Raw genomic sequence first — 13,200 nt, forward strand, 5'->3', positions numbered from 1 at the left:
TTGGTGTACACCATTCAGAGTGAACTTTACGCGCTAAGTTCAGCGCTTAAGTGCATGGAAAAAGTAAAAAATTATTGGTCATCTTTACAAAACTCGCGAAAACCTCACTCCACCGCCATCAGGCGTCGATACTCATCCCAGGCGTATAAATCGGTCATTCCACTGATGTAATCCTGGATAAGCCTTGCACGGAAATAGTATTCCCACACGGAAAAATCAAGGCTTGCCGGGTGTAAAGCGTTCACCGCTTCCACATAGGCAAGCCTATGTTTGGTCGAAAGCTTATGGAAAAGGCGTGACGCGATAGGCAGACGGCGCAGGCTTTCCTTGCTGACCAGCTCCGTGAAATCCTCGGTTGAAAGTTCGAGTAAGGGACTGTAAATATCCAGTAAGCCGCTGATAACCCGGTAACCCTGCAGTTCCAGCTGTTCGATATCCGGGTGGCTGAACACCTGGCGCACGGCCACCTGTTTATACAGCTCCAGCAGCCGGGCAAACGGGCTGTCGTCCTCCAGCAGCGCATGATTGAACTCGCCGGAGTAAATCTCCGGTAAATTGTCGATAAAGCGCTGGGCGGCGTACGGGGCCAGCTTGTTCAGCGTATTGACGCGCAGATACATAAAGAACTGATCTTCCGCGCTGCGTCGCATTTGATTGGTGCGGGATTTATCCCAGGCATCTTTCACCACCAGCTCAAAGAGATCGCCCTTCGCCTGCTCTCCCCATGACTCGCAGAGATGCTGATACAGTTGCTCAACGCTGAAAATACGTTTTTCGACGGCATCTTCCAGATCGGCCACGCAGTAAGAAATATCGTCCGCCGCTTCCATTATCCAGGTGAGAGGAAAACGGCTGTATTCGCCAAGATCCAGCTCTTTGCGCAGGCGGGCGATATACCCTTCTTCCGACAGATAAAAGCCCGGTTTTTTCATTAAATAAGCGTGGCTGGCAGGTGGCGTGTCGGCAAACCAGGCTGGACGGGTGTACTTGAGGATGCAGCCGACCTGCGCCCAGGTCAGGTTCATCCGCAGCAGGCTATGCACCAGGCGAATACCCTGTGCGTTCCCTTCGAAATGACATAAATCCTGACGCACTTTACTGCGTAATGCGTTTAAAGACTCTTCGCCTTCGCGCAGCCGTAAAACGTCCACCTTGCAGCGGTCTTCGCTACGGGGCTGGCCGCCGCTGTCTTTTGGCTGCAGGCGCTGGCGAAACCAGTCGTTAATCGCCGACTCGCCAAAATGGCCGAACGGGGGATTACCGATGTCATGCATCAGGCAGGCCATTTCCACTATGCTTTCAAACGGGCCGGTCAGCTCATCGAGGCCATATTTCTCCAGCGCCTTTTGCTCCTTCAGGCGGCTGAGGATCTCCTTGGCAATGTAGCGCCCTACCTGCTGAACCTCTAGCGAATGGGTAAGACGGGTGCGCACGGCGGCATTGCGTTCAAGCGGGAAGACCTGAGTTTTCTGCTGCAGGCGGCGGATGGCCGGAGAGTTGATTATCCTGCCGCGATCGCTTTCGAAGATGCGCAGGATCTCAAGTTCACTCTTCACGCCTTCGGGCGAGCGGAAGCGTCGGTGCCAGTTAATTTTTTTGCGGAAGTCTATTTCGCTCATGCCCACTCCTGTTCCGTTGATAAGGAGACTGTTTGCCATGATAGACTATGCCCCGAAAATCGAGTCATGTTCCACCACATTAGCGAGTATCTCTATGAAAGCAGGCATTATTGGTGCAATGGAAGAAGAAGTTACGCTGCTGCGTGACAAAATCGAAAACCGTCACACTCTGAGCATCGCCGGTTGCGAAATTTATACCGGGACGCTGAACGGTGTTGAAGTGGCGCTGCTGAAGTCCGGCATCGGCAAAGTTTCTGCGGCCATGGGTGCTACGCTGCTGCTGGAACACTGCAAGCCGGACGTTATCATCAACACCGGTTCAGCGGGTGGCCTGGCGCCAACGCTGAAAGTAGGCGATATCGTGGTGTCCGACGAAGTACGCTATCACGATGCTGACGTCACCGCTTTCGGTTACGAGTATGGCCAGATGGCGGGCTGTCCGGCGGCTTTCGTTGCCGACAAAAAGCTTATCGACGCGGCAGAAACCTGCATTAAAGAGCTGGATCTGCACGCGGTTCGCGGCCTGATCGTCAGCGGCGACGCGTTTATTAACGGCTCCGTTGCGCTGGCAAAAATTCGCCACAACTTCCCGCAGGCCGTTGCGGTAGAAATGGAAGCGACGGCTATTGGCCACGTCTGCCATAACTTCCACACGCCGTTCGTGGTGGTTCGCGCTATCTCCGACGTCGCCGACCAGCAGTCTCACCTCAGCTTTGAAGAGTTCCTGGCCGTTGCGGCGAAACAATCCACCCTGATGGTGGAGAAACTGGTTCAGCATCTGGCTCGTGGCTAAGCTCATCCTTTGGCGCGGGGCCGCCGCCCTGCTCCTTTGCCTCCCGGCGCTGCTGTTGGCGGCGCCTCGGGTCATCTCCCTCTCACCCGCTAATACCGAACTGGCCTTCGCGGCCGGTATCACCCCTATTGCGGTGAGCGCTTACTCTGATTACCCACCTCAGGCAAAGCAGATTGAACAGTTAGCCAACTGGCAGGGCGTCAATTTCGAGCGCATTGTCGCCCTGAAGCCGGATGCGGTACTGGCCTGGCGCGGCGGTAATCCCGACAGGCAGGTTAACCAGCTTGTTTCGCTGGGGATCAAGGTCATCTGGCTGGATCCGAAAAGTGTCTCTGACGTTGAGGCCGCGCTGCGCCAGCTTGCACCGCTTAGCCCAACGCCTGAAAAAGCGCTGAAGGCCGCGGCTGAGCTTTCCCGTCAGTTTGCCGAGCTGAAAGCCCGCTACGGCCATACCCAAAGCAAAAAAGTGTTCCTGCAGTTCAGCCAGCAGCCGCTTTTTACCACCAGCAAAGAGTCGATTCAGAACGAAGTCGTTGAGCTATGCGGCGGGCAAAATATCTTTGCCGACAGCCGGGTGCCCTGGCCACAGGTCAGCCGTGAACAGGTGCTGATGCGCAAACCACAGGCTATTATTATTGCTGGCGATGCGAGCAATATTCCGTCCGTACGGCAGTTCTGGAGTAATCAGTTGAAAGTTCCGGTTATTGCCGTCAATGATGACTGGTTTACACGTTCCGGCCCGCGTATTATCCTCGCCGCAAAACAGCTCTGCGAAGAGCTGGCGAAAGCTTAACGTCACGCTCTGAGGGTCATAAATGCTGGTCTATTGGCTGGATATCGTCGGTACCGCCGTGTTTGCTATTTCCGGCGTTTTGCTAGCCGGAAAGCTGCGGATGGATCCCTTTGGCGTGCTGGTGCTTGGCGTGGTCACGGCGGTAGGCGGGGGCACGATCCGCGATATGGCGCTGGCTAACGGCCCGGTGTTTTGGGTGAAAGATCCCACGGACCTCGTCGTCGCTATGGTGACCTGTATGCTGACAATTGTGCTGATACGCCAGCCTCGCCGCTTGCCTAAGTGGGTTCTTCCCGTGCTCGATGCCGTCGGCCTGGCGGTGTTTGTGGGTATTGGCGTCAACAAGGCTTTTCTCGCGCATGCCAGCCCGCTGGTTGCAATCTGCATGGGCGTAATTACCGGAGTAGGCGGCGGGATCATCCGCGACGTGCTGGCGCGCGAAATCCCTATGATTTTGCGCACTGAGATTTACGCCACCGCCTGCATTATCGGCGGTATCGTCCACGCCACGGCTTACCACACCTTTGACGTCCCGCTGGATCAGGCCAGTATGATTGGCATGGTGGTGACTTTGGTGATTCGCCTGGCGGCCATCTACTGGCACCTTAAACTGCCGACCTTTGCGCTAAATGACCGACAATAGCGATAAAAAAAGCCGCGTTTGATACGCGGCTTTCTTGTTTCAGCTGAACATCAGATGCTGAAGGAAGAACCACACCCACAGGTGCTTTTTGCGTTCGGGTTGGTCACCACGAAGCGGGAGCCTTCCAGGCCTTCGCTGTAATCTACCGCGCCGCCGACCAGGTATTGCAGGCTCATCGGATCCACAACCAGAGCAACGCCCTGTTTCTCGATGGTCATGTCGCCGTCGTTAATCTGGTCGTCAAAGGTGAAGCCATACTGGAAGCCGCTGCAACCACCACCGGTGATATAGACGCGAAGTTTCAGATCAGGGTTCTCTTCGTCTGCAATCAGACTTTTCACTTTATTGGCTGCTGCTTCGGTAAACTGCAGCGGCAGCGCTACGTCATCACTCATTTTTTGCTCCCAACAATGAACAAGTCGGGCAGAAAATAACCCGCACTTTAGCGGCATTATCTAATACCCTGGTAAATCGTTCAAGTATTCTGCCCGGCAGAAGCCAGCTCGTTCGCTCTGGCCTTCTCAGCCTCTTGTTTTGCCAGCGTTCTTGCCAGAATAACCGAGTATAAAGGTTTTCCGCCCAGGAATTGTGCCAACAGTGTGGCCCCAAGGCAGGTGATTATCATTGGCAGAATGAGCTGGTAATTATCCGTCATCTCAAGCACCAGCACGATTGCGGTCAACGGCGCGCGCAGTGAAGCCGCCAGCAGCGCCCCCATTCCGGCAATCGCAAAAGTCCCCATATCAAGGTGATAAGCCGGGAACCAGGCCGCACAGGCCGTACCGAAAGCCGTGCCTAACAGCGTGCCCAGCGCCAGCATTGGGGCAAAAATCCCCCCCGGCGCGCCGGAGGAAAAACACAGCAGCGTCGTGATAACGCGAGCCACAAACAGGAACAGCAGCATGCCGATGGTGTAGTTCCCCATCGCCGCAATTGGGATCAGGCTAAACCCGCCGCCGGACGCCGCCTGCTGAATAAGCCCCAGCACGCCGCAAAGTCCACCGATGAGGCCGCCAATCAGCACCCATTTCTTAATATTGCCGCCGTGGATGCGCTGGAACATATCCTGAGCGCCAATCACCAGCCGGTTAAATACCACGCCGACAATGCCAAAGATCATGCCGAGGATCAGATACAGCCACAGCGTGTTGACCGGCGCATCCGCCAGTTTGCCGACCTGAATCACCGTCGTTTCGGTATTAAAGATACGGAACACGATGCTCGACATAATCACGCCGATAAACACCGCTTTTATCGAAATCAGGTTGTAGCGAAACTGGCTACGCATCTCTTCGATGATAAACAGAATCCCGGCAAGAGGCGCATTAAACGCGGCGGACAAGCCTGCGGCGGCACCGGTCGCCAGCAGCGAGTGCCGGGCTTCTGCGCCTTTCATGCGAAAAATGTCGGTGACCATTCGCCCTATATTGCCGCCGAGCTGTACCGTTGGCCCTTCCCGCCCCAGCACCATTCCTGCGCCAAGCGTGCCCATCCCGCCGATGAATTTCACCGGGATCACGCGCCACCAGCGCACCGGCCGCAAATCTTCCAGTGCACCTTCTATTTCAGGAATCCCCGAACCACCGGCCTCCGGCGCAAAGCGACGCACCAGAAAATACCCCACCATCGCCAGCAGCGCGGAGCTGATAAACGCCAGCGGCCACACCAGCCAGGCGCTGTCAGCAACCTGCGCCAGCATACCGATACGGTGCTGCAGCACCCAGTTGACCGATTTCTCAAACGCCACGCCGACCAGGCCCGCCAGGGTTCCCACGATGGCAGCCATCAATAGAATCATTAGCGGCATTTTATCCTGGCCAATCAGGCGACGCAGAATAGCGCCGCGACGCTGGCTTACGCTTTGCGCCGGGTCGAGAGAATCATGGGCTAAATTCATGGGTTCAAACCGTTTAGTCATACAAATAAGGCGGGCATTTTACCCACAGAACACACCTTCGTCTTATTAAATTCCCTAATAAACCGTAACGTTTGATTTGGGCAAATATTTCAACGCAGCGCAGGTTTCACATAGAATAGCCCGCTGTCACCATTTCCACGAATCAGGAGCCGATTCATGAGTAAGTCTGAAAACCTGTACGCCGCAGCCCGCCAGGTCATTCCCGGCGGCGTTAACTCACCGGTACGCGCCTTTACCGGCGTGGGCGGTGTGCCACTGTTTATCGAGCGTGCGGACGGGGCTTACCTGTATGACGCGGACGGTAAAGCCTATATTGATTACGTCGGCTCGTGGGGCCCAATGGTGCTCGGCCACAACCATCCGGCGATCCGCAATGCGGTCATCGAAGCCGTTGAGCGCGGTCTGAGCTTTGGGGCGCCAACCGAAATGGAAGTGAAAATGGCGGAGCTGGTTTGCGAACTGGTTCCGACCATGGATATGGTTCGTATGGTGAACTCCGGTACCGAAGCCACCATGAGCGCCATCCGCCTGGCTCGCGGCTACACCGGCCGCGATAAAATCATCAAGTTCGAAGGCTGCTATCACGGCCACGCGGACTGCCTGCTGGTGAAAGCCGGATCCGGCGCGCTGACCCTCGGCCAGCCAAACTCCCCGGGCGTACCGGCAGACTTTGCGAAACACACGCTGACCTGCACCTACAACGATCTGGCCTCCGTCCGCGAAGCCTTTGAGCAATATCCGCAGGATGTGGCCTGTATCATCGTTGAGCCGGTTGCCGGCAACATGAACTGCATTCCGCCTCACGCAGACTTCCTGCCGGGCCTGCGTGCGCTGTGCGACGAATTCGGCGCATTGCTGATTATCGATGAAGTGATGACCGGCTTCCGCGTGGCGCTGGCTGGCGCTCAGTCTTACTATGACGTCGAGCCAGACCTGACCTGCCTCGGCAAAATCATCGGCGGCGGGATGCCGGTAGGTGCCTTCGGCGGCCGCCGTGAAATCATGGACGCGCTGGCGCCAACCGGCCCGGTTTACCAGGCGGGTACGCTTTCCGGTAACCCTATTGCGATGGCGGCTGGCTTCGCCTGCCTGACCGAAGTCTCTCAGCCTGGCGTCCATCAGACCCTGACCGAGCTGACGGAAATGCTGGCTAACGGCCTGCTGAATGCAGCGAAAGCAGAAAACATCCCGCTGGTAGTGAATAACGTCGGCGGCATGTTCGGCCTGTTCTTCACCGATGCAGAAACAGTGACCGGCTATAAAGACGTGGTGGCGTGCGACGTGGAGCGCTTCAAGCGCTTCTTCCACCTGATGCTGGAAGAAGGCGTTTACCTGGCACCGTCCGCGTTTGAGGCGGGCTTTATGTCAGTGGCTCATAGCAAAGAAGATATTCAGAGAACCATCGACGCGGCGCGCCGCGTGTTTGCAAAACTGTAATATCTACCCTCACCCGGCCCCTTTGGGGATAAAGCCGGGTGAGGGGTTACCGCCCCTGCTTTCTCAGCAAATAAACGAAGTAAGGCGCGCCGATAAACGTCGCCAGCAGCCCCGCCGGAACCTGATTCGGGAACAGAATCATCCTGCCGCACCAGTCAGCCAGAATCATCAACATCCCCCCCAAAATCCCGGCAATCACTATCTGCGGCATCGCCCTGCGGAACCCAAGCATGCGAGCAATATGTGGTGCCATCAGTCCGACAAAGCTTAATGGGCCCACGATTAACGTTGCCGTGGCGGTCAGCGTTGCAGCCAGTAACAACAGCGCAAAACGCGAGGGCGTTAATGCCATACCAACCGCTCTCGCCGTCGCGCCACCCAGCGGCAAAATCACCAGCCAGCGGCGCAACAGCGGCGTTATCGCCAGCAGGATAGCCATAACCACCAGCGTTCTTACCGCCTGATCTCCGGTAACGTTATAGGTCGAACCTGAGATCCAGGTCAGCAGCGTCGCCATACGCGGATCGCCGCTTGCCATCAACATCATCAATAACATGGTAAATGCGGTGCTGAGCGCCATCCCCGCCAGCAACATACGCTGCGGCGAGAAGCCTCCGCGCCCGGCGGCAAGCATGATAATCAGTAACGTCACCGCCGCGCCAAGGCTGCCTGCAGGCAGAAGCCAGACAAAGGCATTCCCCGGTACGATAAACAGCATCAGTACGACGCCGAACGCCGCGCCGGAGCTAATCCCCAGCACTTCCGGGCTTGCCATCGCATTGCCGGTTAACCGCTGGATCAGGCAGCCTGCAACCGCCAGCATCACGCCTGCGGTCAGAGCAGCCATAACTCGCGGCCAGCGCCACGGCAGCACGTCATCAAAGAGCGCGCCGCTCAGCCAGCGCCAGCCATGAGCATCACGCCCCAGAGCCAGCGCGGCGGTAATCACCAGCAGCAGAACGCCAAGGCTTATTACAACCCACAGCAGAACGCGCTGACGTTCGGCCTGCACGTGGTCTCCTGCGCTCATTGACGGCGCACCGCTGGTACGCAGGCGCGGCAGCAGCCACAGCAGAATAGGCGCGCCGATGAGCGCGGTAATGGTGCCGGTAGAAACCTCACCCCACACGCTGGAGAGCCAGACCACAACCTGATCTGAAAGCCAGAGGATCAGCGCGCCAATCACCGGGGCCAGGAATAACCGAGCCGCCAGGCGACGAGCGCCTAACATTTTTGCCAGCAAAGGCGCGAATAGCCCGATAAAACCGACAATACCGACCGCGTTAACCAACTGGGCGCTGAGAACAATCGCCAGCGCCAGCGTTGCCAGCCGTACCAGAGAAAGCGCCAGGCCGAGGTTGCGGGCTACGCCATCGTCCAGCCCCATCAGCGTTAACGGGCGCAGCAGCAGCAGCGTTAGCAGCAGGCCGCCCAGCAAACGTGGCCACAGGCTTTCTACGCTGCTCCAGTCCTGCTGGTTGAGCGAGCCGGTACTCCACAGGAACATATTCTGCAGCTGATCGTGGTGGAAGATAGCCAGCAGCTGGTTGACCGCGCCGCAGTAAAGGCTCAGTACCAGGCCCGCAAGAATCAGCGTGACCGGCGACATGCGTTTGCCCCAGGCAACGCCGAAGACCAGCAGGCCAACCGCTGCCGCGCCAATCAGCGCCGCAAACGGCTGGGCCGTCTGAGGTAGCACCCAGAGCGTGGCGACCGTGACGCCAAGCTGAGCGCCGCTGGCTACGCCAAGCGTGGTCGGCTCCGCCAGTGGGTTACGCAGCACCTGCTGGAATAACACACCGACGAGCCCCAGCCCGGCACCGACCAGCAGCGATATTGCCAGGCGCGGCAGCAGGCTGAAGTGAAAGAGCATCTGTTGAATATTGTCGATATCCGGCGCGACAAAGGCACTACTCCATTGCCCGGAAGGCAGCACGCCGCTCATGTTATGCAGCGTCAGCCAGAACGCACAGACAAACAGCCCCAGCAGCAGGCCGGCAGGGAAAATCACGTGACGTCTATTCATGCCAGGTTCCTCAGGCCGTCATCCAGCACGCGGGCAAAGTGCATCGCCGACATCGTCGTGCCATAGAGCCAGACGGCGGGAACCTGCTGGAAACGGTTCTGGCGGATAAACGGCATCGCTTTCCACAGAGGCGTCGCGGCAACCTGGCGGGCTATCGCTTCGTTTTTATGGTCAAAGCACAGCACATCGGCGTCTTTGATCGCCGCCAGGCGCTCAATCCCCACCACCGCGGTTCCCCAGAAGTTGGTCTGTTCCTGCCAGGCATTCGTCACCCCCAGCAGATCCATCACCTGTTCGAATAAGCTGTGCTTGCCCACCACCAGCGCATGGCGGTTATCCAAAAATGACATCAGCAGCACCGGACGGCTACCGCGAGCGGCAAAGCGGGGCTTCATGCTGGCAATAAACGCATCAAACTCGGCCAGATGGTTACTGGCGGCCACCTGCATGCCCAGCGTGTCGCCCAGCTGAATTAACGATTTGCGTGCAATATCCAGCGGCTTGCCGGAACCGTCGTTAAAATTGAAACCCAGTCCGGGCGCAATGCGGGTGATTTTCTCCGGCGAAGGTCCGTAGCCAGCAGAATAGAGAATTAAAGAGGGTTTTAGCTGCGCCATCAGCTCAAGGTTAGGCTCGGTGCGCAGGCCAACGTCCACCACGCCTTCCGGCAGCTTAGGTTCGTTAACCCAGATTTGGTAATTAGGAATATCGGCGACGGCCATTGGCGTGACGCCGAGCGCCATCAACAGCTCAACGGGCAGCCACTCCAGGGCGATGATGCGTTTTGCATCCGGCACCGCCGCCTGCGCCGCTGGAAGCTTCAGCAGCAGCGGTGAAAGCGCCATCGCCGCCAGAAGGCGGCGACGGGTCAAAAGAAAGTCATTCATACGGCTCATCAATAAACAAAACTTACCGGCGCAGCCCCCGCCGGGTGCGGCAGGATGCCCATCGGAATACCGTAGATGTGTTCCAGCGTATCGCTTTGCATCAGCGCCTCTGGCGTACCCTGGGCGATCATTTCCCCACCGCGTAGCGCCACAAGGTTATCGCAATAGCGTGCGGCCATATTGATATCATGCAGAACGGCAACCACCGTCAGGCCGCGCTCCTGGCTCAGGCGATGAATCAGCGCCAGCACGTCCACCTGATGGGCAATATCCAGCGCGGAGGTGGGTTCATCGAGCAATAAACAGCGGCTATCCTGCGCCACCAGCATGGCAATCCACGCCCGCTGACGTTCACCGCCGGACAGGCTATCCACCAGACGATGCGCAAACGGCTTCAACCCAACCAGGCTAATTGCCTCATCGACCAGCTCGCGGTCGGCCACGCCAAAGCGCCCTAATGCCCCATGCCACGGATAGCGGCCAATCGCTACCAGCTCGCGAACCGTCATCCCCTCAGCGGCCGGGAGCTGCTGGGGAAGATAGGCGACCTGACGGGCGAAAGCTTTGCTGCTCCAGCTGTCCAGCGGCTGCGAGTTAAGCAGGATCTCGCCGTCCGAGGGCTTCTGGTGGCGACCCAGCATTTTCAGCAGCGTCGATTTACCAGAACCGTTGTGACCAATCAGACCGGTCACTTTTCCCACCGGGAAGGTGATGGAAAGCGGATGAAGCAACGTGCGACCGGGCACGCGGAAGGTCACATCAGTGAGGCTAAAAGTGGTGTCGGGCTGAAGGTGTTTATCCTGCATGGTAGCCATCTTAGTGAAGGGCACGGCGAACCGTGCCCGGGAGACAAGTTAGAAGCGGAAGGTCGCGGTAGCAACCACCTGACGTTCAGCGCCCCAGTAGCATGCATAGTCACGGTAGCAGCTTGAGACATACTCACGGTTGAACAGGTTGTTGACGTTCACAGCCACGGAAGAGCCAGGCAAGCCGAATCGAGCCAGATCGTACTTAACCATAGCATCGGCAACGGTATAGCTCGGCACGTTAAACGTCTCGTTCACCTGCGGGCCGGAAGCATAGAAGCTGGACGTTGCGCCGACATAACGAGCACCAGCCCCGAAGGTGAATCCACTCAGTGCGGTTTCGTGGAAGGTGTAATCAGCCCACAGGGAGGCCATATTACGTGGCACTTCTGCCGGGCGTTTACCCTGATACAGCGTGTCATGAGTATATTCAGCATCAGTGTAGGTGTAAGAAGCGGTCAGGTTGATATTCGCGCTAACGGCGGCTTTGGCTTCGAGCTCCAGGCCACGGGAGCGAATTTCTCCCCCCTGAACACTAAAGGCATTATCGTTAGGGTCGACAGTTAAGTTCTTGTCTTTCGTCAGATGATAAACGGCAGCGGTGACCGTGACCGGCATGTCTTTAGGTACGTATTTCACGCCAGCTTCGTACTGTTTACCTTTAGACGGATCGAATGGCTTACCTTGTTTGGTTGAGCCTGACACCGGTTCAAAGGATTCGCTGTAGCTCACGTAAGGAGAGATGCCATTATCGAACAGATAATTCAGGCCACCACGCCACGTGAATTGGTTATCGCTAACTTCAGCCAATGTTCCTGAGGAGCGCGTAAACGTAGACGTTTTAGCAAAATCATATCGGCCACCCAGCGTCAGAACGAACCGGTTCCACTCCGCCTGATCCTGCATGTAAAGTCCCGTCTGCTGCTGACGGTTAATGACTGCATAAGGGAAGTTAGTCACAACGTTCGCGTTGCCGTACTGCGGATTACTCATGCTAAGTGGGTCTGCAGAGCCATACATAGCGTCAATGTCGTTGCGCATACGCATGTAATCAACGCCGGTCAGCAGGGTATGGTCAACCGCCCCTGTGGCGAATTTAGCCTGCGCCTGAGTATCTACTGAGAAGTTATTGAGGTCTTCGTCAGAACGAACGTAGGCACGGCTAATCTGTCCTGGAGCGACATAGCCATTCCCGTAAACGGAATCATAGAGCGTGTGAATACGCGTATAGCGAAGATTCTGGCGAACGGTCCAGGTATCGTTGAACTCGTGCGCGAAGCTATAGCCAACCATTTGCTGGCGACGAGACATTTTGTTGTCTCTCTCACCTTCATTGAAATCGGTAGGCAATTTGTGAGAGCTGCCGTTGGCATCAACGTAAGGAACAACCGTGCCCTGGCGAGGAAGCCAGCCGTAATAACCCGCGTTAGGATCGCTTTGGAAGTTACTCAGGAAGGTGAAATCTGTTTTGTCATCAGGGCGCCAGCTAAAGGATGGGGCAATAGCGTAGCGGTTTGATTTGACCATTTCTTGCTGGGCATTTTCGCTGCGGCCTAAGCCAGTCAGGCGGTAGGAGAATTCACCGTTATCATCCAGCGCATCGCTGAAGTCAAAACCGGTTTGCCACAGGTTGTTAGTGCCCATCTTAAACTGAATTTCGTGCAGCGGCTCGGTAGTCGGGCGCTTGCTGACCATACTCACTACGCCGCCTGGATGGCTTTTACCATAAAGCACAGACACAGGGCCACGCAGCAGCTCAACACGTTCCAGGAAATAAGGATCCATAGAAGCTTCAGAGTAGTTATCTCCCTGCAGTTTCATGCCATCCAGATATTGGTTAGTGTTAACGGTCGAAGATGTCGTGAAACCACGAATGGAGACCACGTCATAAGTTGAAGAACTTCCGCGAGTAGAGAACACGCCAGGCGTGTAATCCAGGGCTTCTTTCACCGTCTGCGGCTGACGGGTATCCATCTCTTCGCGGGTCACCACCGAAATAGACTGCGGGGTCTTTTCAATCGGGGTATCGGTTTTGGTCGCCGTGGCGCTGCGCTTGGCGGCGATGGTTGGCGATGGCCCCCATGCGCTTTCGGCCGGCACCCCGGTGGCAGAAACGGTAATTGTGTCTTCTTTTTTGGTCGTGCCGGTATCCGCCGCGAAGCTATTTGCGCTGACGGTGCCCACCGCCGCCGCCACGAAAAGGGCAAGCTTACGGACAGGTTTTTTGGCTGGCTGACCAGGGAGTGAACGCGCCATGATATTTTCTCTGGTGAAGTAG

General features: G+C 56.9%; 11 protein-coding genes. 4 read left to right on the top strand and 7 right to left on the bottom strand.

Annotation, left to right across the window (positions count from 1 at the left end; all coding sequences use genetic code 11):
* Positions 1–104 precede the first annotated feature (104 nt).
* Positions 105–1,619, bottom strand: coding sequence for a dGTPase (dgt, locus tag ACE38U_RS19630; RefSeq protein WP_038475455.1), 1,515 nt, complete (start codon positions 1,617–1,619; stop codon positions 105–107).
* Positions 1,620–1,713: 94 nt separating this feature from the next.
* Here dgt and mtnN point away from each other — a divergent pair, with 94 nt between their 5' ends.
* Genes mtnN through ACE38U_RS19645 form a run of 3 tightly spaced genes read left to right on the top strand, consistent with a single transcriptional unit; the run spans position 1,714 to position 3,848 of the window.
* Positions 1,714–2,412 (top strand): 5'-methylthioadenosine/S-adenosylhomocysteine nucleosidase, encoded by a 699-nt coding sequence (gene mtnN, locus ACE38U_RS19635; RefSeq protein ID WP_038482940.1) that lies wholly within the window; start codon positions 1,714–1,716, stop codon positions 2,410–2,412.
* A complete protein-coding gene (gene btuF / locus ACE38U_RS19640; RefSeq protein ID WP_038475456.1) occupies positions 2,405–3,205 on the top strand; it encodes a vitamin B12 ABC transporter substrate-binding protein BtuF in 801 nt (266 codons plus the stop codon). Before mtnN ends, btuF begins: the two co-directional genes overlap by 8 nt.
* A 22-nt stretch (positions 3,206–3,227) precedes the next feature.
* Positions 3,228–3,848: a TRIC cation channel family protein gene (locus ACE38U_RS19645; RefSeq protein ID WP_038475458.1), complete on the top strand. Its 621-nt coding sequence runs from the start codon at positions 3,228–3,230 to the stop codon at positions 3,846–3,848.
* A 50-nt stretch (positions 3,849–3,898) separates the two neighbouring features.
* Here ACE38U_RS19645 and erpA read toward each other — a convergent pair whose 3' ends face one another.
* Both erpA and clcA read right to left on the bottom strand, forming a co-directional pair.
* The gene (gene erpA, locus ACE38U_RS19650; RefSeq protein ID WP_038475460.1) at positions 3,899–4,243 is read right to left on the bottom strand and encodes an iron-sulfur cluster insertion protein ErpA; all 345 of its coding nucleotides are present in this window, start codon (positions 4,241–4,243) and stop codon (positions 3,899–3,901) included.
* Between the two features lie 80 nt (positions 4,244–4,323).
* Complete coding sequence (gene clcA / locus ACE38U_RS19655) at positions 4,324–5,745, bottom strand: H(+)/Cl(-) exchange transporter ClcA (protein WP_038475462.1); 1,422 nt, start codon at positions 5,743–5,745, stop codon at positions 4,324–4,326.
* A 177-nt stretch (positions 5,746–5,922) separates the two neighbouring features.
* On the opposite strand from clcA, the gene hemL reads away from it, so the two are divergent.
* A complete protein-coding gene (gene hemL, locus ACE38U_RS19660; protein ID WP_375530390.1) occupies positions 5,923–7,203 on the top strand; it encodes a glutamate-1-semialdehyde 2,1-aminomutase in 1,281 nt (426 codons plus the stop codon).
* A 46-nt stretch (positions 7,204–7,249) separates the two neighbouring features.
* On the opposite strand, the gene fhuB is transcribed toward hemL, so the two are convergent.
* From fhuB to fhuA, 4 genes are read right to left on the bottom strand one after another with little or no spacing between them, the layout of a single operon-like run.
* Positions 7,250–9,229, bottom strand: coding sequence for a Fe(3+)-hydroxamate ABC transporter permease FhuB (gene fhuB / locus ACE38U_RS19665; RefSeq protein WP_375530391.1), 1,980 nt, complete (start codon positions 9,227–9,229; stop codon positions 7,250–7,252).
* On the bottom strand, positions 9,226–10,125 hold the full coding sequence (fhuD, locus tag ACE38U_RS19670; protein ID WP_375530392.1) for a Fe(3+)-hydroxamate ABC transporter substrate-binding protein FhuD: 900 nt from the start codon (positions 10,123–10,125) through the stop codon (positions 9,226–9,228). The genes fhuB and fhuD overlap by 4 nt, the downstream gene beginning before the upstream one ends.
* Complete coding sequence (fhuC, locus tag ACE38U_RS19675) at positions 10,125–10,922, bottom strand: Fe3+-hydroxamate ABC transporter ATP-binding protein FhuC (RefSeq protein WP_038475466.1); 798 nt, start codon at positions 10,920–10,922, stop codon at positions 10,125–10,127. Before fhuC ends, fhuD begins: the two co-directional genes overlap by 1 nt.
* 48 nt (positions 10,923–10,970) lie before the next feature.
* Complete coding sequence (gene fhuA / locus ACE38U_RS19680; protein WP_375530393.1) at positions 10,971–13,178, bottom strand: ferrichrome porin FhuA; 2,208 nt, start codon at positions 13,176–13,178, stop codon at positions 10,971–10,973.
* Positions 13,179–13,200: the final 22 nt, after the last annotated feature.

Source organism: Cedecea selenatireducens, from assembly GCF_042138895.1.
Taxonomy (GTDB): Bacteria; Pseudomonadota; Gammaproteobacteria; order Enterobacterales; family Enterobacteriaceae; genus Cedecea; species Cedecea selenatireducens.

Bases quoted from the DNA above. Each gene is read 5' to 3' on its own strand.
- clcA (WP_038475462.1), bottom strand. From the start codon at position 5,745: ATGAATTTAGCCCATGATTCTCTCGACCCGGCGCAAAGCGTAAGCCAG.
- fhuB (WP_375530391.1), bottom strand. From the start codon at position 9,229: ATGAATAGACGTCACGTGATTTTCCCTGCCGGCCTGCTGCTGGGGCTG.
- fhuA (WP_375530393.1), bottom strand. From the start codon at position 13,178: ATGGCGCGTTCACTCCCTGGTCAGCCAGCCAAAAAACCTGTCCGTAAG.
- fhuC (WP_038475466.1), bottom strand. From the start codon at position 10,922: ATGCAGGATAAACACCTTCAGCCCGACACCACTTTTAGCCTCACTGAT.
- dgt (WP_038475455.1), bottom strand. From the start codon at position 1,619: ATGAGCGAAATAGACTTCCGCAAAAAAATTAACTGGCACCGACGCTTC.
- hemL (WP_375530390.1), top strand. From the start codon at position 5,923: ATGAGTAAGTCTGAAAACCTGTACGCCGCAGCCCGCCAGGTCATTCCC.
- ACE38U_RS19645 (WP_038475458.1), top strand. From the start codon at position 3,228: ATGCTGGTCTATTGGCTGGATATCGTCGGTACCGCCGTGTTTGCTATT.
- fhuD (WP_375530392.1), bottom strand. From the start codon at position 10,125: ATGAGCCGTATGAATGACTTTCTTTTGACCCGTCGCCGCCTTCTGGCG.
- mtnN (WP_038482940.1), top strand. From the start codon at position 1,714: ATGAAAGCAGGCATTATTGGTGCAATGGAAGAAGAAGTTACGCTGCTG.
- erpA (WP_038475460.1), bottom strand. From the start codon at position 4,243: ATGAGTGATGACGTAGCGCTGCCGCTGCAGTTTACCGAAGCAGCAGCC.